The 23776-nt window shown below is 70.3% G+C and carries 21 protein-coding genes and 2 pseudogenes; 12 read left to right on the top strand and 11 right to left on the bottom strand.

Translation table 11 applies throughout. The features are described from left to right. Positions 1-17: 17 nt before the first annotated feature. Entirely contained in the window at positions 18-2198 is a 2181-nt protein-coding gene (locus ABGB08_RS25265; protein WP_347594347.1) for an MMPL family transporter, read from the top strand. 140 nt (positions 2199-2338) lie between these two features. Here ABGB08_RS25265 and ABGB08_RS25260 read toward each other — a convergent pair whose 3' ends face one another. Continuing rightward, on the bottom strand, positions 2339-3793 hold the full coding sequence (locus ABGB08_RS25260) for an ankyrin repeat domain-containing protein (RefSeq protein ID WP_347594345.1): 1455 nt from the start codon (positions 3791-3793) through the stop codon (positions 2339-2341). 181 nt (positions 3794-3974) lie between these two features. Next, a complete protein-coding gene (locus tag ABGB08_RS25255; protein WP_347594343.1) occupies positions 3975-5210 on the bottom strand; it encodes an epoxide hydrolase in 1236 nt (411 codons plus the stop codon). Positions 5211-5605: 395 nt separating this feature from the next. On the opposite strand from ABGB08_RS25255, the gene ABGB08_RS25250 reads away from it, so the two are divergent. The 5 genes from ABGB08_RS25250 (at position 5606) to ABGB08_RS25230 (ending at position 9634) form a co-directional block, all read left to right on the top strand. Next, positions 5606-6082, top strand: coding sequence for a hypothetical protein (locus ABGB08_RS25250; protein ID WP_347594341.1), 477 nt, complete (start codon positions 5606-5608; stop codon positions 6080-6082). Beyond that, positions 6082-6426 (top strand): transcriptional regulator, encoded by a 345-nt coding sequence (locus ABGB08_RS25245; RefSeq protein WP_347594339.1) that lies wholly within the window; start codon positions 6082-6084, stop codon positions 6424-6426. Before ABGB08_RS25250 ends, ABGB08_RS25245 begins: the two co-directional genes overlap by 1 nt. Positions 6427-6536: 110 nt before the next feature. After that, positions 6537-7493 (top strand): D-alanine--D-alanine ligase family protein, encoded by a 957-nt coding sequence (locus ABGB08_RS25240; protein WP_347594337.1) that lies wholly within the window; start codon positions 6537-6539, stop codon positions 7491-7493. Further along, on the top strand, positions 7490-8869 hold the full coding sequence (gene murF / locus ABGB08_RS25235) for a UDP-N-acetylmuramoyl-tripeptide--D-alanyl-D-alanine ligase (protein ID WP_347594335.1): 1380 nt from the start codon (positions 7490-7492) through the stop codon (positions 8867-8869). Before ABGB08_RS25240 ends, murF begins: the two co-directional genes overlap by 4 nt. A 72-nt stretch (positions 8870-8941) precedes the next feature. Beyond that, positions 8942-9634 (top strand): aspartate/glutamate racemase family protein, encoded by a 693-nt coding sequence (locus tag ABGB08_RS25230; protein WP_347594333.1) that lies wholly within the window; start codon positions 8942-8944, stop codon positions 9632-9634. 3 nt (positions 9635-9637) lie between these two features. On the opposite strand, the gene ABGB08_RS25225 is transcribed toward ABGB08_RS25230, so the two are convergent. Together ABGB08_RS25225 and vanY-N are read right to left on the bottom strand one after the other, a co-directional pair. Beyond that, on the bottom strand, positions 9638-11677 hold the full coding sequence (locus ABGB08_RS25225; protein WP_347594331.1) for an ATP-binding protein: 2040 nt from the start codon (positions 11675-11677) through the stop codon (positions 9638-9640). Between the two features lie 48 nt (positions 11678-11725). Then, a complete protein-coding gene (vanY-N, locus tag ABGB08_RS25220) occupies positions 11726-12271 on the bottom strand; it encodes a D,D-peptidase/D,D-carboxypeptidase VanY-N (protein ID WP_347594329.1) in 546 nt (181 codons plus the stop codon). 190 nt (positions 12272-12461) lie between these two features. Between vanY-N and ABGB08_RS25215 the strand changes: the two genes are divergently transcribed. The 3 genes from ABGB08_RS25215 to ABGB08_RS25205 are packed head-to-tail and all read left to right on the top strand — an operon-like array spanning position 12462 to position 15101. Further along, positions 12462-13136, top strand: a complete 675-nt coding sequence (locus ABGB08_RS25215) for a response regulator transcription factor (RefSeq protein ID WP_347594492.1) — start codon at positions 12462-12464, stop codon at positions 13134-13136. A gap of 7 nt (positions 13137-13143) precedes the next feature. Beyond that, entirely contained in the window at positions 13144-14619 is a 1476-nt protein-coding gene (locus ABGB08_RS25210) for a HAMP domain-containing sensor histidine kinase (protein ID WP_347594327.1), read from the top strand. Beyond that, entirely contained in the window at positions 14616-15101 is a 486-nt protein-coding gene (locus tag ABGB08_RS25205; protein ID WP_347594325.1) for a hypothetical protein, read from the top strand. Before ABGB08_RS25210 ends, ABGB08_RS25205 begins: the two co-directional genes overlap by 4 nt. A 13-nt stretch (positions 15102-15114) precedes the next feature. Here ABGB08_RS25205 and ABGB08_RS25200 read toward each other — a convergent pair whose 3' ends face one another. The 5 genes and pseudogenes from ABGB08_RS25200 to ABGB08_RS25180 all read right to left on the bottom strand — a co-directional run bounded on the left by ABGB08_RS25200 (position 15115) and on the right by ABGB08_RS25180 (position 19497). Beyond that, positions 15115-16365, bottom strand: coding sequence for a DUF6596 domain-containing protein (locus tag ABGB08_RS25200; RefSeq protein WP_347594323.1), 1251 nt, complete (start codon positions 16363-16365; stop codon positions 15115-15117). Between the two features lie 23 nt (positions 16366-16388). Next, positions 16389-16739 carry a YciI family protein gene (locus tag ABGB08_RS25195; RefSeq protein ID WP_347594321.1) on the bottom strand — a complete coding sequence of 117 codons (351 nt, stop codon included), beginning with the start codon at positions 16737-16739 and terminating at the stop codon, positions 16389-16391. Positions 16740-16839: 100 nt separating this feature from the next. Further along, positions 16840-17511 (bottom strand): response regulator transcription factor, encoded by a 672-nt coding sequence (locus ABGB08_RS25190; protein ID WP_347594490.1) that lies wholly within the window; start codon positions 17509-17511, stop codon positions 16840-16842. An 81-nt stretch (positions 17512-17592) separates the two neighbouring features. Continuing rightward, positions 17593-18315, bottom strand: a pseudogene (locus ABGB08_RS25185) (MMPL family transporter); the annotation flags it as partial. A 309-nt stretch (positions 18316-18624) separates the two neighbouring features. After that, positions 18625-19497, bottom strand: coding sequence for a 5'/3'-nucleotidase SurE (locus ABGB08_RS25180; protein WP_347594319.1), 873 nt, complete (start codon positions 19495-19497; stop codon positions 18625-18627). 382 nt (positions 19498-19879) lie between these two features. On the opposite strand from ABGB08_RS25180, the gene ABGB08_RS25175 reads away from it, so the two are divergent. Beyond that, positions 19880-20113 carry a hypothetical protein gene (locus ABGB08_RS25175; protein ID WP_347594317.1) on the top strand — a complete coding sequence of 78 codons (234 nt, stop codon included), beginning with the start codon at positions 19880-19882 and terminating at the stop codon, positions 20111-20113. Positions 20114-20129: 16 nt separating this feature from the next. Here ABGB08_RS25175 and ABGB08_RS25170 read toward each other — a convergent pair whose 3' ends face one another. Further along, complete coding sequence (locus ABGB08_RS25170; RefSeq protein WP_347594315.1) at positions 20130-20564, bottom strand: ester cyclase; 435 nt, start codon at positions 20562-20564, stop codon at positions 20130-20132. A 222-nt stretch (positions 20565-20786) separates the two neighbouring features. Then, positions 20787-21794: a WYL domain-containing protein gene (locus ABGB08_RS25165; RefSeq protein WP_347594313.1), complete on the bottom strand. Its 1008-nt coding sequence runs from the start codon at positions 21792-21794 to the stop codon at positions 20787-20789. Between the two features lie 62 nt (positions 21795-21856). Here ABGB08_RS25165 and ABGB08_RS25160 point away from each other — a divergent pair, with 62 nt between their 5' ends. Both ABGB08_RS25160 and ABGB08_RS25155 read left to right on the top strand, forming a co-directional pair. Next, positions 21857-22462 carry a DinB family protein gene (locus tag ABGB08_RS25160; protein ID WP_347594311.1) on the top strand — a complete coding sequence of 202 codons (606 nt, stop codon included), beginning with the start codon at positions 21857-21859 and terminating at the stop codon, positions 22460-22462. Between the two features lie 3 nt (positions 22463-22465). Then, positions 22466-23566 (top strand): annotated as a pseudogene (locus ABGB08_RS25155) (winged helix DNA-binding domain-containing protein). Positions 23567-23776: the final 210 nt, after the last annotated feature.

The following is a 23776-nucleotide window of genomic DNA, read 5'->3' as shown; positions in this document are numbered from 1 at the left end:
GCTGACTTGAGGAGAAGATGATGACAATCGAGACCCCCCGTACTGGTGGAGCTCTGGCGGGATTAGCCCGGTTCTGTTACCGGCGCCGTCGCCTGGTCCTGCTGACCTGGATCGTCGGCGTCATCGCGGTGGCGTTCGCCGGCTTCGGCTTCGGCGCCGCCTCCGACAACGATTTCTCCGGTGGAGACTCCGATTCCGCCAAGGCGCAGGTTCTGATCGAGAAGCACTTTCCCGAGCAGCAAGGGGACACGCTGACTCTCGCGATCAAGGCGGCGAATGGGATCGACGACCTTGCCGCCCGGCAGAAGATCGAGAAGGTCATCGCCGATTTGGACGCCTCGCCCATTACCGGGCCGGTGAGCTCGCCGTACCAGGACGAGGATCTGGTGACGGAGGATCGTCGTATCGCCCGTGCGACCATCCCGCTGACCGCCAAGGATGTGGAGAAGGCCGAGGTCAAGCGCCTGGTGGACACGGTCAAGAGCGCCTCAGGTGACGGCGTGACGCTGGGGCTGGGCGGGGATAAGGCGGAAAAGGCAGAGACGCCCCCGCAGGGTCCGGCCGAGAGCGTGGGCGTCCTGGCGGCAGCGGTGATCTTGTTCATCGCCTTCGGGTCGCTGGTGGCCATGGGCCTGCCGATCGTGACCGGACTGATGGCGGTCCTCGGTGGCATCGCCCTGATGAAGCTCGTGGGGTACGTGGTCCCGTCGCCGGACTTCACCGTGCTCGTCTCCGCGTTGATCGGGCTCGGGGTCGGCATCGACTACGCGCTGTTCATCCTGACCCGCTACAAGGACAGCCTGCTGGACGGCGACGAGCCCGAGAGCGCCACGGTCAAGGCCATCACGACCGCAGGTCACGCGGTGCTGTTCGCCGGCACGACCGTCGTGATCGCGCTGCTGGGCCTGATCGCCATGGGACAGAAGATGATGACCGGCGTGGCCATCGGCGCGTCGGTGACCGTGCTGGTGACGATGATCGCCGCGGTGACCCTGGTGCCGGCGTTCCTGGGCTTCGCCGGCCACAAGATCAACTCGCTGCGCCTGCCCCGTCGCACGTCCCGCCGGCACAGGGCCGACGATGTCCCGTCCCGGGAGCGCCGTACCCCCGCCGAGCGCTGGGCCGGCGTGGTGCAGCGCAAGCCGCTGATCGCCGCGACGCTGGCCGGCGCGGGCCTGCTGGCGATGGCCGCCCCCGCGCTGTCGATGCGGCTGAGCCTGCCCGACGCCAGTGTCCAGCCCCACGATAGGAGCAGCTACACCTCACACAAGATCATCTCCGAGGGCTTCGGCCCCGGTTACGGCGCACCCCTGATCTTCGCCGCCGAGGTCGGCTCCAAGGACGCCAATCTGCGTCCCATCATCGAAGCGGTCGGGAAGACCGAAGGCATCGCCTACGTCACGCGGCCTCGGGTCAGCGATGACGGGCAGGCCGCCACCTTCATGGCCTTCCCCGAGACCGGATACCAGGAGGAGGCGACCGCGACCCTGGTGCACGAGCTCCGCGACGACGTGCTGCCCAAGGCGTCCGGCGGTGAAGAAGTCTATGTCGGCGGCCCGAACGCCGGTGCGATCGACTTCGCCGAGGACACCGGCTCGCGCCTGCCTCTGATGATCGCGGTCGTCATCGTGCTGTCCCTGGTGCTGCTGATCGTGCTGGTCCGGTCGGTCACGATCGCGCTGCAGGCCGCCGTGATGAACCTGCTGTCCATCGGCGCCGCCTACGGCGTGCTGGTCGCGGTCGTGCAGTGGGGATGGTTCGGCTCGGCCCTCGGTTTCCCCACCGACATGCCGATCACGACCTGGGTGCCGATGATGATGTTCCCGCTCCTGTTCGGCTTGTCGATGGACTACGAGGTCTTCCTGATCTCGCGGATCCGTGAGGAGTACGAGCGCACCGGCGACACCCAGCGGGCCGTCACGCACGGGCTGGCGCGGACCGCCAAGGTCATCACGGCGGCGGCCGCCATCATGATCGCCGTCTTCACGACCGCCCTGCTCGGCGCCGACGTCTCGGTCAAGCAGATCGGCCTGGGCATGGCCGTCGCCGTGTTCATCGACGCCACCATCGTCCGGATGATCCTCGTTCCCGCGGTGATGGAACTGTGCGGCAAGGCCAACTGGTGGATGCCCGGACGCCGGGCACCGAAGGCGACCTCGGCCGCACCGGCCAGGCTCGGGGAAGAGACCAGAGTCTGACCCTTCCCCGAGTCGGAGTGCTGGACCGTTTGGCCGTCAGGAGGCGCAGGGTGGCCAGGGCGGCGGCCTCGTCCGGCTCCTCGGCGAGGGACCAGCGGGCGCCGCCCGGCCCGACCGCGCCGACCTGGCGCGGAGTTCGGTCACGGAGCGCCGCGACGCTCCAGACTTCGCAGGTACGCCGCCACGTGGTGCTTGCCGCCGTACTCGGCCCAGCCCAGTGGGGTCGAGTCGTGGTCGGCGTCCTTGATCGTTGGGTCGGCGCCGAGTTCGATCAGCGTCCTTGCCGTCTCCACGTCGTCGTTCCAGGCGGCCGCGTGCAGCGGGGTGGATCGATGCAGGTGGTTCACGTCGAAGCCCAGGCCGGCGAGCAGGCGCGCCGCCGCGGGCTTGCGCTGCTCGGCCGCGCTGGTGATCAGTTCCGGGGATCGGGCGAGCGCTCGCGTCAGCGGTTCGGGGCCGAATCCGGCCACGGCGTCGGCGTCGGCGCGCATGCAGGCGGCGGTGAACGCGTCCATCTCCTCCAGCACCGCCGAGGCGCCTGCCGCGGCGAGGAGCTCCGCGACCTCGGTGTGCCCGTTCAGCAGAGCGAGCTCGTAGGGGGTGCGCCCGCCGTACGCCGGGTGCTCGCCCAGGCCGTTGACCTCCGCGCCGTGTGCGAGGAGCAGCCGGGTTCGGCGCGGGCCGCCGCGCAGCGCGGCGGTGGCCAGTTCCTCGCGCAGCAGCTGCTGCGGGGACTGCAGCGTCGGACCCAGCCGCGCGTGCCACGGCCCGCCCTGGCCACGGCCCAGGCCGAACTCCAGCAGCAGCTGAAGGTGGGCGGTGTCGTCGGAGAAGGAGCCGCCGAGCCCGAGGTTGTACAGGGTCTGGCTGTCGTTGGGGTCCGCTCCGGCCGCCAGCAGCAGCCGGGCCAGCGCCAGGCCCTGCGGATGGGGTGGCTGGTCGCCCTCGCCGCCGCCGAACGCGCCGGTGAGGGCGGTGAACGGCGAGGTCAGCCCGTCCCACAGGAATCCGGCGTTCGGATCGGCGCCATGGTCGAGGAGGAGCCGGGCCGCTGCCACATACCGGCCGGGAGCGGTAAGCCGTGCGTAGGTCAGGTACAGCAGCGGCTCCCATCCGAAGGGGCCGCCCTGCACCCGGGCCAGCCCCGGATTCTCGGCCAGCGCGTCGGCCAGCGCATCGTCCGAGCCGGTGGCCGCCATCGTGAAGACGTTCGCGGTGGACAGCTGCGGATGCCGGGCCAGCAGCAGGTCGGCCTCCCCGGTCCGGCCCGGGTAGTCGGCGCCGTAGGTGAGGCAGGCAAGCCGCGAGAACTCCTGCGGCAGCTCTTCGGTCGGCGCGACCTGGTGCGGCGAGCGGGAGTACCGCTTGACGGTGCCGATGTGTTCTTGCAGCCTGGGCCAGCTCGCGAAGCCGTACATGCGGGCTGTGACGAGCTGCGCGTCGGACAGCTTGAGCGTCTGCGGCGCCCGGGGATGGAACTCGGTGACGAGCCCGAGCGCCTCGGGAACTCCCGCCTTCACATACTGAAGGAGTGTTTTGGCCTGCTTGCGGAGCCGCTCGATGCTGGGGTTGTCGGGCAAGCGATGGATAGCCACCAGAACCTCATTTCCGTCTGGCCTGGTGTCCGCATGATCAGGCCGGAAAAGAGGTCGGGCCAGGTCGTTCGATGAGCATCAGGTGGGCTTGGCCCTTCCCGCGGACCGGTGGCGTCCTGCGCGCGCTCCCCCAAGCCTACGCCGAGCGCCTAGCCTGTCACCAGACAGCCCGCAGGGTTGTTCAGGGCCTGCGGCCGTGAAAGGTGCGGCGCAGGTCGCGCACCCAGGCGTCGGGGTTCTCCCAGGGGATGAAGTGGCCGCCGTGGTCGTGGGCGTTGACGTTGACGTGGTTGAACCAAGCGGCTTGCGGGCCGGTCTTGAATGCCCGGACGCGCTCGCTGGCGGTGTGGCTGCCGGGCGGGTTCTCGTACGTGACGAAGGTGAGGCCGACCGGGGCCCGCACGATCGGGGTGCGGTCGTGGGCGGGGGTCCAGGGGTAGCGGTTGGCATTGGCGTAGTAACGCATCGACGTGGCGATGGAGTTGTTCACCCAGTAGATCGTGGCGTGGGTGAGCAGGTCGTCCTTGGTGAAGACGGACTCGACGTCGCCGCCGTTGTCGCTCCAGGCGTTCCAGCGCTCCAGCAGCCAGGCGAGCAGTCCGGCGGGTGAGTCGCTCAGCCCGTGGGCCAGGGTGGCGCCGTCGAGCATGTGCACGGCGAGGTGGGACGCCCAGCGGTGGTCCAGCTCGATGATGCGGGCGCGGACGTCGGCGGGCTGGTCGTCGGTGAGGGGCCGATTCCGGGCGAAGTCCCAGGCGCGGTGGCCGGTGAAGAAGTCGAGCGGCAGCCCGGAGCCGATGTGGATGCCGTACAGGTCGTCGGCGTACTTGTGGCCGAGTTGGCTGGAGACGATCCCGCCGATGTCGCAGCCCCCGGCGGCGTACTTCTCGTATCCCAGGGTCTCGGTCATCAGGGTGTGCCAGAGGTCGGAGACCTTCCAGAAGTTGACGTCAGAAAAGCCGGTGAGCGGCCCGGGGAAACCGAAGCCGGGCAGGGACGGCACGATGACGTCGAACGCGTCGGCGGGGTCACCGCCGGACGCGGCCGGGTCGGCGAGCGGGTCGATCACCTTCGACCAGTGCCAGAACGTCCACGGCCAGCCGTGGGTGAGGATCAACGGGATCGGGCGAGGGCCGCGGCCAAGCTTGCGCATGAAGTGCACCGGGACACCGGCGACGCTCACCTGGTAGTGCTCGTAGGCATTGATGGCGGCCTCGGCCTTGCGCCAGTCGTAGGCGTCCCGCCAGTAGGCGACCAGCTCACGGAGATAGCTGTCCGGGACGCCGTAGGACCAGTCCCCGTTCCCCTCGTCCAGCGGCGGTCGGGTCAATGTGAGACGGGCGCGCAGGTCATCGAGGACCTTGTCGGGCACATGGATCGGGGTGGGCTCCAGGGGGAAGGCGTGCGGGGTGGTCATGGCGTGGTTCCTGTCGTCGGCCTGTTGGGTGGCTGGGCGGCGACACCGCGCCATTTCTAACGATAGGACGTTTCCTCGCCGGCCCCACGCTGGCCGGCGAGATCGAGTCGGGGATCGCGCTGGCGGTCCTGGCGCGGCCGATCCGCCGCTCGGCGGTGCTGCTGGGCAAGTGGCTGGGCCTTGTGATCTTCGGTAGCGGCTTCGCGGCCGGGGCGGGCCCAGATCATCGTCGTCCGGGTCACGGTGGGCTACCGGCCACCGCAGCCGGTGACCGGTCTGGCGCTGCTCGCGGCGCAGACGACAGTGCTGCTCACCCTGGGCCTGCCACTTTCCTGTGGGGAAAGTTGATGCTACTTTCCTTATAGGAAAGTAGATGGACGATCAAGGATGGCCACATGAGCCCCAACGATGCCCAATCCACGCTCGACGACATCCGCCGCCTCCAGGACAGGACCCGCGACGAACTCGTCGGTCACAACTTCTCCCTCCCCTACGCGCTCCTCATGGCGCTGGGGCTCTTCATCGGGTTCGCCTCCACCGACCTGCCGCGCCCCTGGAACGACGTGGCTTGCCTGCTCGGATTCGGCCTGTACGTGGGAGTGACGATCCTGCAACAGGTGCGCCAGTGCCGTTCCTCCGTCCGCCCCCGGTCTCTCTGGGTGCCCACCCGCCTGGAGCTGGTGTTCTACGTGGGCTGGGCGGTCAGCATCCTGCTGGTCTTCGCCGCCGCCCGGACCGCCACCTGGGCGCTCGATCTCCCCGCGCAGGGTACGGTCGCCGCGGCCGTGGTGGCGCTGGCGTTCGTCGCGGCCACGCCGCTGGCCCGTCGGATCGTCAAGGCGATCATGCGGCAGGACAGCGGGCGCTACTGATGGACCCCTCCTTCGACGAGTTCCTGCACGTCCCGGCACGGCTGTCGATCGTCGCACTGCTGGCGCCGGCCGGCTGGGTGGACTTCGGCTTCCTGCGGGACACGATCGGGACCAGCGACTCGGCGCTGTCCAAACACATCTCCGCGCTGGCCAACGCCGGATACGTTTCGGTACGCAAGCAGCAGGACAAGGGGACGCGGCGCACGTACGTCCAGCTCACCCAGGAGGGACGGCAGGCCTTCCAGCGGCACGCGGCGGCACTGGAACGGATCGTCGCCCTCGCGCGCACGCCGACGGAACAACCCGGCAGGCTCGCCGCGAACCAGGACGCTCCAACCCCTTGAGGCCCATGATCATTGGTCCGGAACTGGACAGCGAATGGCCTGGGAACTGGTCAGGCGAAGAGCCGACGCTCGGCGGGGAACACCGTGCCGCCGAGGAAGGCTGATTGATCGTGACTGAACGCGTACGGGTGGCTGTGCTGGCGGGTGGGCCGTCCGCCGAGCATGAGGTGTCGCTGCAGTCGGCGCAGGCGGTGCTCGAGGCTCTGCCGAGGGATCTGTACGAGCCCGTCGCCGTCATCATCGACCGGCAGGGCAGGTGGCCGGTGGAGCTGCGACGCGATCTGGCGGACGTGGTCTTCCCTGTGCTGCACGGGCCGTTCGGCGAGGACGGCGTCGTCCAGGGTCACCTGGAGACGCTGGGCATCCCGTACGTGGGCTGCGGCGTCCTGGCCTCCGCCGTGGCCATGGACAAGGTCGCGATGCGGCGCACGTTCCTGGCGGAGGACATTCCGGTCACCCCACATGTGTGGTTCACCGAGCACGAATGGCGCACCACCACCGACTACTGGGGTCTGGTGAAGTCGCTCGACTGGCCGATGTACGTCAAACCGGCCAACATGGGCTCCTCCATCGGCATCTCACGTGTCACCTCCATGGCGGAGCTGCGCGCGGGCGTAGATCTGGCGCTGGCCTACGACCGGGTGGTCGTCGTCGAGCAGGGCGTGACCGCGCGCGAGGTCATCTGCGGCGTGCTCGGCGGCTATGACACTCCGGATGCCTCGGTGCCCGGCGAGCTCATCGTGCCCGGCGACTGGCTGGACTACGAGGCCAAGTACCTCAGCCGGGCCGAGATCGCCATCATCCCCGCCGTGCTGCCAGAACGGGTGGCCGAGGACGTTCGCGAGCTGGCCCTGCGCGCCTTCCGGGCGATCGGTGGTTATGGCCTGTCCCGGGTCGACTTCCTCTATGAGGAGGACACGGGACGCCTGTACGTGCTGGAGATCAACACCATGCCCGGCTTCACCTCCCGTTCCGTCTACGCCAGGGCCTGGGGCGCGAGCGGTGTCCCGTACCCGGACCTGCTGCGCCGCCTCATCGACCTCGCGTTCGCCAGGAGCGGCTCATGATCCCCATGACGCTGAACAAGATCGCGCAGGTCGTCGGCGCCCGCCTGCATGACGTGCGCGACCCGCAGGCGCTGGTGACGGCGCCCTCGGCGGTCGACTCCCGCGAGGTGGTGCCTGGCGGCCTGTTCGCCGCGACGGTCGGCGCCCGCGTCGACGGTCACGACTACGCGGCCGGGGCCATCGCGGGCGGCGCCGTCGCCGTGCTGGCCGCACGGCCCGTCGGCGGGCCCGCCCTCGTGGTCGAGGACGTCCAGCTCGCGATCGGCCTGCTGGCCAGGCACCTGCTCGAACACCTCAGCCCGACCGTGATCGGCCTGACCGGCTCGGTGGGCAAGACCACGACCAAGGACCTGCTGGCCCAGGTGCTCGAACGGCACGCCGCGACGGTCGCCACCGACAGGTCGTTCAACAACGAGCTCGGGCTGCCGCTCACCGTGCTGCGTGCCGATGCCACCACCCGCTACCTGGTGCTGGAAATGGGTGCGGGCCGGAAGGGCGACCTGACGTACCTGACCGGGCTCGCACCGCCCCAGGCCGGGCTGGTGCTCAATGTCGGCACCGCACATGTGGAGCGTATGGGCGTCGGGCCGGCCGACGTGGCCGAGGCCAAAGGCGAGCTGGTCGAGGCACTTCCGGCGGACGGGTTCGCACTGCTCAACGCCGACGACCCGTACGTCAGGGGCATGGCCGGCCGCACCAGGGCCCAGATCCTGTTGTACGGCCAGTCGCCGGAAGCGCAGGTGCGAGCCGAAGACGTGCGGATGGCCGACCGCGCGCGACCCGCGTTCGAGCTGGTGACGCCCTCCGGCCGCGCCCCGGTCGAGCTCGACCTCATAGGCGAGCACCAGGTGAGCAACGCCCTGGCCGCCGCCGCCGTCGCCACCGCGCTCGGCCTGGGCGTCACCGAGATCGCCGATGGGCTGCACTCCGCACGGCGGCGCTCCGCGGGCCGGCTGGAGATCGTCGAACGACCTGACGGCATCACCGTCGTCGACGACGCCTACAACGCCAACCCCGAATCCATGCGGGCCGGGCTGCGGGCGGTGAGGGCCCTGGCCGGCACCCGTCGTACCGTCGCCGTGCTCGGCGCGATGGGGCAGCAGGCGGACGCCTCCCGCGCCCGGCACGCGGAGCTGGGCCGGCTCGTCGCCGACCTCCGCTTCGACGTGCTGATCGCGGTCGGAGCAGGGGATCCGCTCGCGATGGCGGAGGCGGCGGAGTCCTCGAGCCAGGGCGTGGCCGTCCATACCGTCGAGGACGTGGCCGGGGCCCTCAGGCTGGCCACCGCGCTTCTCGAACCGGGAGACCTGGTGTTCGTCAAGGCCTCCAGCGAGATCGGGCTCGGCGCCTGCGCCCGCGCGCTGGCCGGCGCCTGAACAGTTTCTGGTCTGCTAAATGAGCAGGCGCTCCGCCTAGCCTGCCGGCACGAGCTGGCGAAACGGAGTTCCATGCGCACTATCGGTCTCATCGGCGGGTTGAGCTGGGAATCGACGATGATCTACTACCAGATCATCAACCAGCGGGTACGCGAGCGACTCGGCGGCAGCCATTCCGCCAACAGCCTCATCTGGTCGGTCGACTACACGACCGTCGAGGACCTCATCTTCGCCGACCGCTGGGACGAGGTGAGCACGTTGCTGACCGGTGCGGGCGGGAAACTGGAGGATCTCGGCGCCGACCTCCTGCTCGTCTGCAGCAACACCTTCAGCCGGGTGAGCGACGACGTGGAGCGGGCCGTGAGCGTGCCCGTGCTGCACATCGCCGACGCCGTGGGCGCCGAGGTCCGCGCCAGGGGCATGCGCAAGGTCGGTCTGCTGGGCACTCTCTTCACCATGGAGCAGCCCTTCTACCGGGATCGGCTGGCCGCCCACGGCTTCGACGTGGTCGTCCCTCGGCGTGAGCAGCGGGAACTGGTCCATCGCGTGATCTTCGACGAACTGGTGCGCGGGGTGCTCCGGGAATCGTCCAGGGACGCGTACGCCCAGATCATCGATGATTTCGCAGACGACGGCGCGGAAGGCGTCATCCTCGGCTGCACGGAGATCGAGCTGCTGATCGGTGCGAAGGACAGCGCCATCCCGGTGCTGCCGAGCGCTCGACTGCACGCGGAGGCGGCGGCCGGCTTCGCGCTTGCCGATTGACGCTCAGGTGGATGGGTACGCCGGTGCGCTGGTGCCGTACAGCTCCCGGTGCCACAGGTCGGCGCAGACACGTTCGATGCCGGCCGCCAGATGGCGGCGGTAGGTGGTGAAAGGGAGGCCGAGTCGTTCCGCGGCCAGCTCCTGGGTGGGCGTGCTGCGGAGGAACGTGACGGACAGCGCCCGGTGGAACTTGACCGAGCGCGGATCCGCACGCAGGTCGTCGATCGCCTGGCGTAGCAGGTCACCCAGTGCCGTGGCCGGGTTCTGCCCGGCCCGCTCGGCGATCAGCCTGGTGCGCGTCAGTGGGGAAGCGGCCAGCGCGTCCAGCCGCGACAGCTGGCGCAACGCCTTGCGAACCGCCTCGGCGAACTCCGCCTGGGACAGCACCGCCAGTTTCGCCGTCGCGGCGGGCCCCGCGACGAGCAGGTGGTTCATCCGCTCCAGCCACGCCTGCGCCGGCACCGCGCGCCAGTCATGAACGAACAGGGTGTACGGGTCCTCCCCCAGCCGTGGCTGCTCGGAGATGTCACGCATCCCGTAATGCCGCCGTAAATGCTCCACCGCCGCTTGGTCCGGATGCCGTATCTCGATATATGACCATGCCATCCGCTCGGCCCGCAGACAATTGCCGATCACTCGCCACTGGATCAAATCCATCACCGGCGAGTTTCCGCGGTACGGCGGCAGCGCCCACAGCCGGCTGACCGCCAAATGTTCACCGGCGCGCAACGGCGTGGTGGCACGCGCGTGCGCCCACGCCATGGCCACGATGGGATCGGCCGCCAGCTCCTCCTCATCGAGTTCCGCCAACCGCAACCACGCGGAGAAGGCCACGGGCTCGCCGGTTTCGGTCCGTCGATACAGCCGGAATGCCTCCAGCTGACGTTCCGCCCAGAAGGCGGCGCGGCCCGCGGACGCCGCACCCTCCGCTGCCGTCGCCACCCGGAGCAACGTGCCGACGTCCTCCTCCCGCACCACCTCTTCCTGGAACTCGCCCTCGTGGTGGCGGCCGTGGAAATCGGCCCCGTTGCCGCGATGCAGGTAGAGCAGTGCCGCCACCGCGCCGAGCAGGTCCCCCTCGCTCGCCGTGCGCACCCGCTCCGCCAGATGCGCATGGATGCGGTCGTGCATCACCGCGTACCCCCCGGGATCCCGCCAGCGTAGGTCCGCCTCCAGCAGCTCCCGCACCACGTCATGCGGAAACAGCCCGAGACTGCTCGACTCCACGAACGGCAACCGCCGCAGCCACCGGAACAACGTCCCGGCGTCCTCCGGCAAGGCCGCCCGCAGCAGGTCCTCCGCCGTCATGTACGCATGCGCGCAGATCTCCAGAGCATGCCGATGCGCCGCCGAAGGCAGCTCGCCCACCAGCTGATCCAGCAATGTGGCCACTACGTCGTGATTCGGCGTCCACCGCCTGCCGGCCCCGCCGTCCTTCGCCGCCACGGCCGCCCCCAGGAGCAGCGCCAGCGGATGACCACCGGCGAAGGCCAGCAGCGGCTCGCGCAACTCGGCCGGCACCCCGGAGGAGTCCATCAGGGCCTGCGCATCTCCGGCCCGCAGGTCGCGCAGCGGCAGCACCGCCAGCGCCCCCGCCCATCCCGGATCCGCCTGCCACCGCATATCCGGCGGGTTTCGCCCGGCGATCACCACCAGCGCCCCCATGGGCACCCGCGGCAGGAACCGCTCGCGCAGCCATCCCTCCAAGCCCTGAATTCGGTCGAAATTGTCGACCAGCAGCACCGCGTCCGCATCGCGAAGCACCAGCTCGGCCTCAGCCTCGGACGCCGCCGGCTCCAGCATGCGCCCGTCCACCATGGACACCGGCCGCCCCGCCACCGCGGCCTCGTGAGCGAACCGCCGCAACAAGGCCGACTTCCCGATGCCGCCGGGACCGTGCACGTATAGAACGGAGAAGCCGCCGCCGTACAACGCCGCGTGGAAAACCGCGAGCTCTTCCTCCCGCCCCACAAACGCCGTCTCGCGCGCTGCTTGCAGGCGCCATCCCAGCAATCCGGACTTGTTGGTACTCTCCGCTGCCATACCCCTAACCCCTCTTCGAACGCCCGGTCGATAAATCGCATACCTGGGCTAGCCCACGCCGGGGTGGGGGCGTCGTCGTGGTGGCGTGCCGCCGCTGTCTGGGCGGTGCTCGAAGTGCCACCACTCGTTGTCGTAGATGCGGTAGAGGTCGTAGTGGGCGCCGTGTTCCTCGAGCCAGCGCGCGCCTTCGTGCGGGCGCACGTCCAGCGCGATGCCCTTGACGTGGCAGGATTCCGCCGGTGGTAGCACGAGCATTCGGGCCGAGGCCGGGGAGCCGGCGCGGCGCACCTCCTCGTCGAACATCTGTTGCTGGACAAGGGGGTCGCGGTATCCCGAGGTGAGGCCGATGAGCTGGCCGTGACGCCAGAGGGCCTCGGTGCGCGCCGCGCTGAACGCCGCCATGGCGCCGTCGGTGAGCCCGGTGAGATCCTCGGCGGGGAATCGCATCCGCAACGCCCACCGGCAGGCCAGTTCGCGGGCGCGGCCGGGATGGCGGACGAACGCCGCCGGCAGCAGGAGCACGGCGAGCACCAGCGTGACCGCGGCGTACAGCCGGTCACGGGGCCGAGGTGGGATGGTCCGTGGTTCGCTCATGACGAACTACGATTGGCGCCGAATGTGCGCGCGTTGTCAGCCGTATGTCACCGTTTGTCGACGGCGCCACCGTCGGCGAGACCGTGACACAACCATGACATGGCGCGGACGAGGCGGGGACACGGTCGGCCGACAGTGGATGGGGTTGACCGGCGGGGGAGTTACGGAGCGTGCGGTGAAACTCAGCGGCGTGTCGCGAGTGTTGTTGATCGAGGATGATCCGGCCGTGCGGGAGGGCCTTGAGCTGGCCCTGACCCGGCATGGGCACCGGGTGCGCGCGGTGGAGTCCGGCGAGCAGGGGCTGGACCGGCTGCGTACGGACCTTCCCGACGTCGTCGTACTCGATCTGATGTTGCCCGGCATGGACGGGTTCGAGGTCTGCCGCCGCGTCCGGGCCGCCGGGGAGGTACCGATCATCATGCTGACCGCGCGCGGCGACGACATGGACGTGGTGGCCGGGCTGGAGGCGGGCGCCGACGACTACGTGGTCAAGCCGGTGCAGCCCAGGGTGCTCGAGGCACGCATTCGCGCCGTGCTCCGGCGGACCGGCCGGGACCAGGCGGAGCTGGAGCGGCACGGGGACCTGACCATCGATCGGGCCGGGCTGGTGGTCGCCAACCGCGGCGTGCCGGTCAGCCTCGCCCCGACCGAGTTGCGCCTGCTGCTCGAGCTCTCCGGCGCTCCGGGCCGGGTGCACAGCCGCCAGCAGCTGCTGGAATCGGTGTGGGAGCACGGGTATTTCGGCGACTCGCGTCTCGTGGACGCGTGCGTGCAGCGGTTGCGCGCGAAGATCGAGGACGACTCGGCGGCGCCCGTCTACGTGCAGACGGTGCGGGGGTTCGGGTACCGGTTCGGGCCGGTGTGAGCCGCCGGTGACACCTCGGCCGAGACTGGGGCTGCGTGCCCGGCTGTTGTTCGCGTTCGCCCTGCTGTGTGTGGTCACCGCGGCGGCGGTGGCCGGCGGGATCTACGTCCAGGCCCGCAACGCCATCCTGCAGAGGACCCAGGATGCCACGGTGCAGGCGGTGACAAGCCGCCTGGAGGCGCTCTACCCGTTGCGGAGTGCGGCGCCGGGCCCGACCGAGCTCGGCGAGATCGCCGCCGCCGTGACCGACCAGAACAGCAACTTCGCGGTCGCCTTCTACGGCGAGACGCACTCGCCGGTCCCTTCGCCGCCGGGGGACTTGAGGCCGGGCGGGAGAGCGCTGCTCTGGGATCTCGGGGTGATTTCACCTGAGTTGCGGCGGGTGGTGGCCAGCGGCCGTACCGCGTGGCAGCGGGTGGTGGTGCAGGACTCGCCTTGGCTGATCGTCGGCACGCCGTTGCTGATCGCCGAACGGGGTCGGACGACGCGGGTGTCCGGCATCGAGGTCTACACCGCGCGCAACCTGCTTCCCGAACAGCTCAGCATCGACGAGCTCGCCACATCCGCCTGGCGCACCGGCGGGGCGGCCCTGGCGTTCGCGGTCGTCCTCGCGTTGCTGGCCGCCCGTGGCGTGCTGCGCCCGGTGCGCGAGCTCGGCCGGGCGGCACGCCTGCTGGGCGAGGGCGAGATGCGGACCAGGATCGCGGTCAGCGGCTCCGACGAGCTGGCCGACGTGGCACGCACGTTCAACAACACCGCCGCGGAGCTGGAACGGCACGTCAAGCAGCTCCGCGAGATGGAGGCCGACGCCCGCCGGTTCGTGGCCGACGTGTCCCACGAGCTGCGCACCCCGCTGGCCGCGCTCACCGCGGTCGCCGACGTCCTCGACGAGGAGGCGGCCCGGCTGCCCGAGCCCGCCGGCAAGGCCGCCAGGCTGGTCAGCCAGGAGACGCTCAACCTCACCGGGCTGGTGAACGACCTCATCGAGATCAGCAGGTTCGACTCCGGCGTCGCGGCCCTCACGCTGAACGAGATAGACGTGGCCGAGTTGGTGCGCGCGACCCTGCGGGCCCGGGGCTGGTCCGAGTCGGTGCACACCGAGCTGCCACCCGCGGTGACGGCACGGCTGGACCCGCGCCGAGTGGACGTCATCCTCGCGAACCTGGTCGGCAACGCCCTGCGGCACGGCGAGCCACCGGTGTCGGTACGGCTTTCCGCCGACCCGCACTGGATCGCTCTCGAGGTCCGCGACCACGGACCGGGGCTGGACGAAGCGGTGCTGCCGCACGTGTTCGATCGGTTCTACAAGGCCAACGCGGCCAGGGCCAGGTCCGAGGGCAGCGGCCTCGGCCTCGCCATCGCGCGGGAGAACGCGCGCCTGCACCGAGGCGACCTCACCGTCACCAACGCCCCGGACGGCGGCGCCGTGTTCACGCTGCGCCTGCCACGCCGGGCACACGATCCGGACGGAGGCCCCGAGTGAGGACCGGGCTTGCCCGCCGCGTGCTCGCCGCAGGCCTCATATCGCTCGTCGCCGTGGCCGGCTGCGGCGTGCGACCCAGCGGCGTCATCGTCGGCGGCGACCCGCCGGCCGGAGGCGTCGCACCAACCACGACGATCACCCTCTACCTGGTGAAGAACGGCCGGCTCAACGCGGTGACGCGGCCCGGTGGTCCTCCACTGTCCCCAGCGGACACGCTCGCGCTGCTGGCCGCCGGACCCACCGCGAGGGAACAGGCGCACGGACTCACCACCGACGTCCCGACCGACGCCGGCCCGTTCTCGGTGACCGCCAAGCCGACCGGCGACTTGGTGGTGAACCTGTCCACTCCGGCCGGCGAACTGTCCACACTGGCCGTCGAGCAGATCGCGTGCACGGCCGCCGCCACGGCGCCGGGAAGCCCTGCCCAGGTCACCGTCGTCGGTGCAGGGCAGAGCGTCGGCCCCCGGAACTGCCAGGGGTAACGGTAGCGACCTATCAGTGGTGTTCCGCTGTCATGGTCTCGTTCAGCCTGCGCCGCAGGTGGGCTCGTTCGGGTTCGGTGCCCGCCAGTTCGAGCGCTTCCCGGTAGGCCACCGCGGCCTCGGGCAAGCGGCCGAGGCGCTGCAGCAGGTCCCCGCGGGCGGCCGGGTAGGGGTGGTGACCGCGCAGTTGCGGCTCGTCGGCCAGTTCGTCGAGCAGCGCCAGGCCGACTTCGGGGCCGTCACGCATTGCTATCGCCACGGCACGGTTCAGCGCGACGACGGGGGACGGTGTGAGCGCGAGCAGTACGTCATAGAGCGCCACGACCTGCGGCCAGTCGGTGGTCGCCAGGTCGGCGGCCTCGTCGTGCAGGGCGGCGATGGCGGCCTGCACCCCGTACGGGCCGACCGGACCGCCGGTCAGCGCGGTGATCACCAGGGCGCGGCCCTCCTCGATCATCGTACGGTCCCACCGGCCGCGGTCCTGCTTGTCCAGCAGCATGATCTCGCCGTCCGGGCCGGTCCGGGCGTCGCGTCGCGCGTGGATCAGCAGCATCAGCCCGAGCAGACCGGCGATCTCCCGTTCGGCGGGCAGCAACCGGCGCAGTATCCGCGCCAGCCGGATGGCCTCCTCCGCGAGGTCGAGCCGCTGCAACCGCGGGCCCGAGCTGGCCGCGTAACCCTCCGTGAAGATCGAATAGATGACCTGAAGCACCCCGGGCAGGCGCTCCGGCAACTCGTCGGCGCCGGGCACCCGGAAGGGGATGCGCGCCTCGCGGATCTTCTTCTTCGCCCGGACGATCCGCTGGGCCATCGTCGCGGTCGGCACGAGGAAGGCCCGCGCCACCTCGGGCGTCGCCAGACCGGCCAGGCAGCGCAGGGTCAGCGCCCCGCGGTCCTCGGCCGCGAGCGCGGGGTGGGCGCAGGTGAAGAACATCTGCAACCGCTCGTCGGGGAGATCGCCGTCGGCGTCCGCGGGCGGAGCGGGGGCGGCCCGGTCCGCCTCCACCTGCAGGATGGCGAGGCGGGCGGCGTAGGCCTGGTCCCGCCGCAGGCGGTCCACGGCCCGGCGCCGGGCCGTGGTCAGCAGCCAGGCGCCCGGCCTGGCCGGAACGCCCTCGACCGGCCATTGCACCAGGGCCGCCTCGATGGCCTCGGAAGCGACCTCCTCGGCCAGGTCGAGATCGCCGAAACGGCGGACGAGGGAGGCGAGCAGCCGGCCGCGCTCCTCACGGAACACCGACTCCACTGACGACTGGACGGACATGCCGGCTCCCTCGTCCCGCACCGTCAGGCCCCGAAGTCGGCGATCGGACGCACCACGACCGACCCGCTGCCGCGCGCGCCGGGGTTGCGGGCGGCCCAGTCGAGCGCGACATCCAGGTCCGGCACGTCGATGACGTAGAAGCCGCCGAGAACCTCGCGGGTCTCGGCGAACGGCCCGTCGGTGACGGTCCGCCCGCCGTCCTGGCCGACCCGCACCGTCGTGGCGGTGACCAGGTCCGCCAGCGACTCCCCGGAGACGTAGATCCCGGCTTCCTTCAGCTCCTTGTCGTAGCTCATCCAGTCCTCGACGCTGCACTCGGCGGCCGCGCCGTTCCCGTCGACCGCACCAGCGTTGATCAGCAACATGTACTTCATGGTCCGACTCCAGTTGTTTCCTCGCGCGGCGGGGTTGCCGTACACCCATGACGTCGTACAGGACACCGCCAATTCGACAGCCCCCGAGGATTCTTGTTCGTCAGCGGGAGGGCTGCGGGCGTACCAGACCAGTTTGGTAGGCGATGACGACCAGTTGGGTACGGTCACGGGCGCGCAGTTTGGTCATGGCGCGCTGGATGTGGGTGCGGACGGTCAGCGGGCTGACGACCAGGTGGTGGGCGATCTCCGAGTTGGACCTGCCATCGGCGGCCAAGGCCATGACTTCGCGTTCCCGGGTGGTGAGGGCGGTCAGTCGCTCGGCAGGGGGCGCGTCCGGTTCAAGGGTGGTGAGGAATCGGGTGATCAGGGCTCTGGTGGCGGTGGGTGACAGGAGCGCGTCGCCGGCGGCGACCGTGCGGATGCCGTCGAGCAGCGCGTCGGCGGAGACGTCCTTGCCGAGGAATCCGCCGGCGCCGGCGCGCAGGGCCTGGGCGACGTACTCGTCGGTTTCGAAGGTCGTGAGGATGAGGACGCGGGTGGTCGACAGGCTCGGGTCGGCGCAGATGGCGGCGGTGGCGGCGAGGCCGTTGACGCCGGGCATGCGGATGTCCATGAGGACGATGTCGGGGTGGTGGGCGCGGGTCAGCGCGACCGCTTCTTCGCCGTCGGCGGCTTCGCCGACCACTTCCAGGTCGAGGTTGGCCTCGATGAGCATCCGGAAGGTCGTGCGCAGCAGCGCTTGGTCGTCGGCGAGCAGGATGCGGATGGTCATGGGTCCGTCTTCGTCGTCAGAGCAGGATCGGCAGTTCGGAGGTGACGGTGAACCCGCCGTCGGGGTGGGCGCGAGCCCGGCCAGCGCGACGACGACGGTGAGCCCGGCGAAGACCACCGCAGAACCGGCGGTGCCCGCGGCCAGGCCGGCCGCCTCCTGGGGCGGGTGTCCCTTGGCTCGTTCCTCGCGGTAGCGGGAGACCACGAACAGGGCGTAGTCGATGCCGACCGCGAGTCCCAGCATGGAGGCCAGGGTGCTGCTGGTCGCGGACAGCCCGAAGACGCCGCCCACGGCGAAGATCGTGAGCATGCTGACGCCGACGCCGAGCACGGCCGTCACCAGTGGCAGGCCCGCGGCCACCAGCGAACCGAACGTGATCAGCAGCACCAGCGCGGCGAGCGCGACGCCGACCAGCTCGCTCAGCCCACCGACCTCAGGCTCGTCGGCCAGCACCGGCCCACCCACGTCCACCGTCAGCCCCGCCGCCCGTGCCTGGTCGACGGCCTCCCGAAGATGATCCTTGGTCTCGTCGGTGAGATCGCCGGATGTATACATGACGGTCGCATACGCCGTGGACCCGTCCTCGTTCACCGCCCGCGCCTGGAACGGGCTCACAACGCCGGCGACCTGGCGTCCCCGCGACACCTCGCCGACGAGCCGGTCGATGATCGCGCGGTTGCCGGCGTCGGTGACCTGCTCTCCTGCCGGGACGACGAACACGACCCGGGCGGTCGCCGTCTCGGCGTCGCCAGGGAACCGCTGCCGCATAAGGCCTAGCGCGTGCTGCGCCTCGATGCCGGGCATGGACCCGGTGTCGTCAGGGAGCTCGGACGCGGTGGTCGACGCGAAGCCGACGCCGCCCAGAACGGCCACCCACACCAGAACGAAATACCAGCGCCGTCGAAAGGCCAGACGGCCAAGCCGGTAGAGAAACGCAGCCACGGGACGAGGCCTCCGTATCGGAATCGAGGACCCCGTCAGACTCGCTGCCCATGAACGTTCCCGTCGTCATGCGCCTGCTGGCAATTCCTCTACTGAAATCGCAGTAGTTCAGGCTCCCCGACCGTCAAGCGCGCCTCCGGTTGGAGGCGCGCGACGGGGTCGCCTCGCGAATTACGGGGTGAGGCTGTGCACGCGGGCGCGGACCAGGGAGGTGGCCACCGGGCCGGCCTCCCAGCTCCCGTCTATCGCGGTGATCGTGACATTTCCGGCGGTCAGCAGGGTCCGGTCGGAGTTGTTGTCCGGGTCGGGGGTCGTGGCGAAGACCGGGAGGATGCGGAAGCACGTCGGGCAGACGTCCGTGGCCGGGGCGTAGGCCGTACTGATTGGCAGTGACAGGCCCAGCGAGGCGGTCTTCACCTGGCCGGTCGTGACGATCGGGTAGTTCACGTTCAGCCCGGTGTGCGGCGGCAGCAGGCGGCCGTTCTGCTGGGTCACGGCGAGACGGTTGACCAGTTTGACGGCGAACGCGGTGGCCTGCGTCATGGTCGGGAAGGCCGAGCCGTCCCTGGCGACGCTCAGCGCGATGGACGGCAGGCCGGCGGCGAGGGCGGTGACGGCGGCGCCGACCGTGCCCGAGTGGTTGGCGAGCGAGGCGACGTTCTCGCCCGGGTTCGGGCCGGAGACGACCAGATCCGGCGGGTTGCCGGCGAAGACCGTGTTGACGCCGAACGCGACCGCGTCGGCCGGGCTGCCCGCGACCGACCAGACGCCGGGCGACACCTGGGACGCCGTCAGGGTGGTGCCGAACCTGATGTTGATCGACGTGCCGACGGCGCTCGCGTCGGCCGCCGGGGCGACGATCGTGACCTGGTGGCCGGCGGCGATCAGCGCGGTGCGCAGCGCCTGGGTGTAGGTCGAGGCGTAGCCGTCGTCGTTGGTGAGCAGGATGCGCAGCGACGGCGGAGTCGTCTGAGCCTGTACGGGATTCGCCAGCGTCAGCATGCTGACTAACAGGGCTGGGATGAGAAGGATTCGTCGGAACACGATCGGTCTCCTTGTCGTCAGGCGCTCGGCGCCTGGTATTTCCAATTGCATGGGATCGGCATCGATAGGGGTGTCGACAAGTTCAGATCCATCGTTCACCTCGCATTCACGAGGCTTGTTCCAGCGCACCTCAGAATCTATTCAGCCAGCATGGATAGAGATCGAGCACGAGTGACGCGAAAGTGAACCTGCCCGGGCACCAGCGTGCGACACCCGTACCGTGGCGCACACCCCTAATTTCTCCACCCCTAGCCGAAACTAATTGCCACCAGATCTGACGAGGGGAGAAAAACGGGGTCACGAAGAATACGACTCATCCGACTGGTACGTGAGGTCGCCGACGTGTCAAGCCCCGAGTCCGGCAGGATGAACACACGTCGGCTTGGCCCGCAGCACCATGCCCAAAGACCTGCCACGCGACCTGGCCGGCGTCGTCGCCGGTATCTCCCATCGCGCCATAAAGGGCCACTGGGAGCATCCCTCCCCCATCGTGTGGCCGCCGCCGGTGACGTACCCGCAGATGCGAGCGCTGGCCGCCGAGATCCTGCCCGGCTCCCAGTACCGCCGTCACCTCCTGCTGCGTTACACCATCACCTGGCGCAAGCCACAGGACTGAGCTGGATCGGCGCTCCCTAGGCCGGAATGGCGCCGAGTTGCCGCAGCTGTGAGAAGACGTCGACGACCCCCCAGATCTCAGCGATTCGGCCGCCTGCGAAGCGGAAGATGAAGATCTCGTGGTATGTGACGGATTTGCCGGTTGGTGGCAGGCCCCTGTACTCGCCCTGGTGGGTGCCGGTAACCGTGTTCCTGAAGACGACCTTGTCCCCCTCCGCGATCACATCCTCAACTGCAACGTGAATGTCGGGGAACGCGCGAAGGAGCACCGCCCACACGTGCTTGAGTGCCTGCGCGCCCGTCGCATCCATCGGCACCGGCGCGTGGAACAGCACGTCCGGCTCGACGACGACGTCGATCGTCTTCGAGATGACCTCCGCATCCCCGCTGTTGAGGGCGTCATGGAAGCGCCTGAACGTCGCTTTGTTGCTCGTTGCCGCGGTTGTTGACATGAGATTTCTCCTCTGGGGTCGATATGAACATTCGGGCTCACAGCGGGGGGTTTGGCTGCCGGTGTGCGGCAGCCCGTCCGGGTCGGCTCACTTCTGGAGGACGGCCTGGATCTCGAGGCTGATCGACACCTTGTCGCCGACCACGACGCCGTGCTGGATGGTGTCTCACTAGTCCGACGACACAACGCCTCGGAATGTGAGGCGACTCGCCAACCTCACAGTTCACTGCGCTGCCTTGTCGAACTGGCCCGGCCGGCTTTGGATCGGGGGTGGTGTGGCGGTTGCGGCGTTGGCGTAGCGGCGGGCCAGGTGTGCGAAGGCGTTCTTGAGCTCGGCCGGGCCGACGACCTCGATGTCGGCGTCGAACCTGCCGATGGTGGCGGCCAGGCCGGGCCAGGACCAGGAGCCCAGGACGAGCCGGCAGCGGTTCGGGGCGAGTTCCTCGACGACTCCGTCGCGGATGTAGCGGGATACGGCGGCGGCGGGTAGGTCGAGGATCACCTCGCCGCGGCAGGGCCAGGTGCCGGTGCCGTCGGAGCCTCGGAACCTGCTGGCCACGAAGGTGGCCACCGCGCCTCCGGGCAGCTCGCGCGGGGTGAAGCGGGGGCCGGTGGGGGTGCGCGGGGTGATCCGATCGGCGCGGAAGGTGCGCCAGTCCTCGCGGTCGAGGTCCCAGGCGACGAGGTACCAGCGCCCGCCCCAGGTGACGAGGTGATGGGGCTGCACCCGGCGCGGTGGGGTCGGCTCGCCGTTGTCGTAGTCGAAGCGGAGCACCTCGCGGGCGTGGACGGCGGCGCTGAGTGCCATGAGCACGCCGCTGTCGACCGGTGGGTCCGTCGCGGGCCGCTCGACGGCGGTGACCTGGAGGGTGTCGATCCGGTGGCGCAGCCGTGCGGGCATGACCTGCCGGACGGTGTTCAGCGCGCGTGCCGCGGCTTCCCCGATGCCGGCGCCGGCGGTGGTGGCGATCTGGAGCGCGATGGCCAGCGCGACGGCCTGCTCGTCGTCGAACAGCAACGGGGGCAGCTCCGTGCCGGCGTCGAGCCGGTACCCGCCGTCGGGCCCCTTGAAGGCCACGATGGGATAGCCGAGCTCGCGCAGGCGGTCGACATCACGGCGTACGGTGCGCGGGCTGACCTCCAGCCGCTCGGCCAGCAGCGCCCCCGGCCAGTCCCGGCGTGCCTGAAGCAGCGAGAGCAACGCCAGCAGTCGCGCTGAAGTCTTCGGCATGACCCCCATATTGCCCTGAGAAGCGGCCACTCCCTGTCCGCTACTCCTGTGATTGTTGTCGCGTGCCAGTCAACGACAACAACCCGGAAGGCCCGACCGCCGTGACCGCCACCTCAACCCTCGACGCCGAGCGGGGCGACCTGCTCGCCGCGCTCGCGACCGCGCGATCCGCCCTGACCAACACCGTCCGCGAGCTCGGCGACGAGCAGCTCGGCGAGCGCCCGACGGTCAGCGCGCTGTGCCTGGGCGGGCTGATCAAGCACGTCGCGTCCATCGAGGAAGGGTGGCTGCGCTTCGTGGTCGAGGGCCCGGCGGCGATGCGGTACGACCTGCCCGACGGTGTCACCTGGGCCGACCTCGCGGCCGGTACCGCACGCGAGGTCCCGCAATGGGCGATCGATCACCAGAACGACTTCCAGATGCTGCCCGGCGAGACGCTGGCCGGGATCCTCGCGCGTTACGAGCGGGTCGCCGCCCGCAGCGAGGAGATCGTCGCCGCCGTACCCGACCTGTCGGTGACGCACCCGATGCCGGCGGCGCCCTGGCACGAGCCGGGAGCGGTGCGCAGCGTGCGCCGGGTGCTGATGCACGTCATCGCCGAGACCGCCCAGCACGCCGGGCACGCCGACATCCTGCGCGAGACGCTCGACGGGCAGAAATCAACCTGAGCGATGACCGTTCTCGACACCCGGGCGCTCAACCGCGCGACGCTCGCCCGGCAGTTGCTGCTCGATCACGCCGACGTGCCGGTCCTCGACGCCGTCGCGCACCTGTGCGGCCTGCAAGCGCAGGAACCGCAGGAACCGTTCGTCGGGCTCTGGTCGCGGCTGCGGGCGTTCGACCCGGCGGTGCTCTCGGACCTGCTGATCGGGCGGAGCGTGGTGCGGACCCACCTCATGCGCCGCACCGTCCACCTGCTCACCGCCGAGGACGCCCTGGCCTGGCGGGCCCGCCACGACCTCTTGCTGCGCCACCGGGTGCTCGGGACCTAGCGTCGCGAGCGCGCGGGGGTGGACCTCGACGCGCTCGCGACGGCAGGCCGGGCGGTGATGGCCGACGCCGAGCCCCGCTCGATGACCGAGCTCGCGCGGGCGCTGGCCGAACGCTGGCCGGCGCCGGGACCGCGGGCGCTGGGCGAAATGCTGATCGCCGCCCTCGTCCCGATGGTGCAGCTGCCGCCACGCGGGCTGTGGCGTACGAGGGCGGGAGTGCGCAACGTCCCGCTCTCCTCCTGGCTGGGCCGCGAGATCGACCCACCGGCCCCGGAGGGCTCCGATCCGGTCGGCGAAGCGCTGGTCCGGCGCTATCTGGCCGCGTACGGCCCCGCCGCCACGGCCGACCTGCGCGCCTGGTGCGGCCTCGCCGGACTGCCGGCCGCGGTGGCCGCGATACGCGAGGAGCTGGTCACCTTCCGCGACGAGCGAGGCCGGGAACTGCTGGACCTCCCCGACGCGCCACGCCCCGACCCCGACACACCCGCCCCGGTACGGTTCCTACCGGCGTTCGACAACGCGCTCCTCGGCTACCACGACCGCAGCCGCATCATCGACACCGCCCACCGCGGCCTCTCGGTCGCCGGCGCTCGCGTCGTCCTGGTCGACGGCCGGGTCGCCGCGACCTGGACCGTCAACGCCGACACCGTGATCGTCACCCCGCTGCGCCGCTTCTCTCAAACCGACCGCACCACCGTAGCCGAGCAGGGCCAGGCACTGGCGTCCTTCCTCTCCGACAACGACAGCCAACGCGTACAGATCACCGCGTCTCCCCCCTGAGCGACCCACCCGCGAGCTGCACGGGATCGGGCGGCGCGCTCCGGTTCACGCTGGGGCCTGCACGGTCAGCGTGAAACCCAGTGCCAGATGGATGGAAAGTGTGTCAGCGTGTCTATTCGAGCCCTTCTTCCTGAGATCTCGGGCGGTGCCACTCCACGGCCAGGCGAACCGGCAGGGTGACTGGCAGTCAGCACCAGGTCGACCAGGGCG

It is taken from the genome of Acrocarpospora sp. B8E8, assembly GCF_039871605.1.
GTDB lineage: Bacteria > Actinomycetota > Actinomycetes > Streptosporangiales > Streptosporangiaceae > Acrocarpospora > Acrocarpospora macrocephala.
The sequence above is the reverse complement of the archived record's forward strand: the minus strand, read 5'-3'. Positions and strand labels throughout refer to the sequence as shown.

Bases quoted from the DNA above. Each gene is read 5' to 3' on its own strand.
- ABGB08_RS25265 (WP_347594347.1), top strand. From the start codon at position 18: ATGATGACAATCGAGACCCCCCGTACTGGTGGAGCTCTGGCGGGATTA.
- ABGB08_RS25190 (WP_347594490.1), bottom strand. From the start codon at position 17,511: ATGACCATCCGCATCCTGCTCGCCGACGACCAAGCGCTGCTGCGCACG.
- murF (WP_347594335.1), top strand. From the start codon at position 7,490: ATGATCCCCATGACGCTGAACAAGATCGCGCAGGTCGTCGGCGCCCGC.
- ABGB08_RS25195 (WP_347594321.1), bottom strand. From the start codon at position 16,739: ATGAAGTACATGTTGCTGATCAACGCTGGTGCGGTCGACGGGAACGGC.
- ABGB08_RS25230 (WP_347594333.1), top strand. From the start codon at position 8,942: ATGCGCACTATCGGTCTCATCGGCGGGTTGAGCTGGGAATCGACGATG.
- ABGB08_RS25200 (WP_347594323.1), bottom strand. From the start codon at position 16,365: ATGTCCGTCCAGTCGTCAGTGGAGTCGGTGTTCCGTGAGGAGCGCGGC.
- ABGB08_RS25170 (WP_347594315.1), bottom strand. From the start codon at position 20,564: ATGTCAACAACCGCGGCAACGAGCAACAAAGCGACGTTCAGGCGCTTC.
- ABGB08_RS25225 (WP_347594331.1), bottom strand. From the start codon at position 11,677: ATGGCAGCGGAGAGTACCAACAAGTCCGGATTGCTGGGATGGCGCCTG.
- ABGB08_RS25255 (WP_347594343.1), bottom strand. From the start codon at position 5,210: ATGACCACCCCGCACGCCTTCCCCCTGGAGCCCACCCCGATCCATGTG.
- ABGB08_RS25165 (WP_347594313.1), bottom strand. From the start codon at position 21,794: ATGCCGAAGACTTCAGCGCGACTGCTGGCGTTGCTCTCGCTGCTTCAG.
- vanY-N (WP_347594329.1), bottom strand. From the start codon at position 12,271: ATGAGCGAACCACGGACCATCCCACCTCGGCCCCGTGACCGGCTGTAC.
- ABGB08_RS25245 (WP_347594339.1), top strand. From the start codon at position 6,082: ATGGACCCCTCCTTCGACGAGTTCCTGCACGTCCCGGCACGGCTGTCG.
- ABGB08_RS25250 (WP_347594341.1), top strand. From the start codon at position 5,606: ATGAGCCCCAACGATGCCCAATCCACGCTCGACGACATCCGCCGCCTC.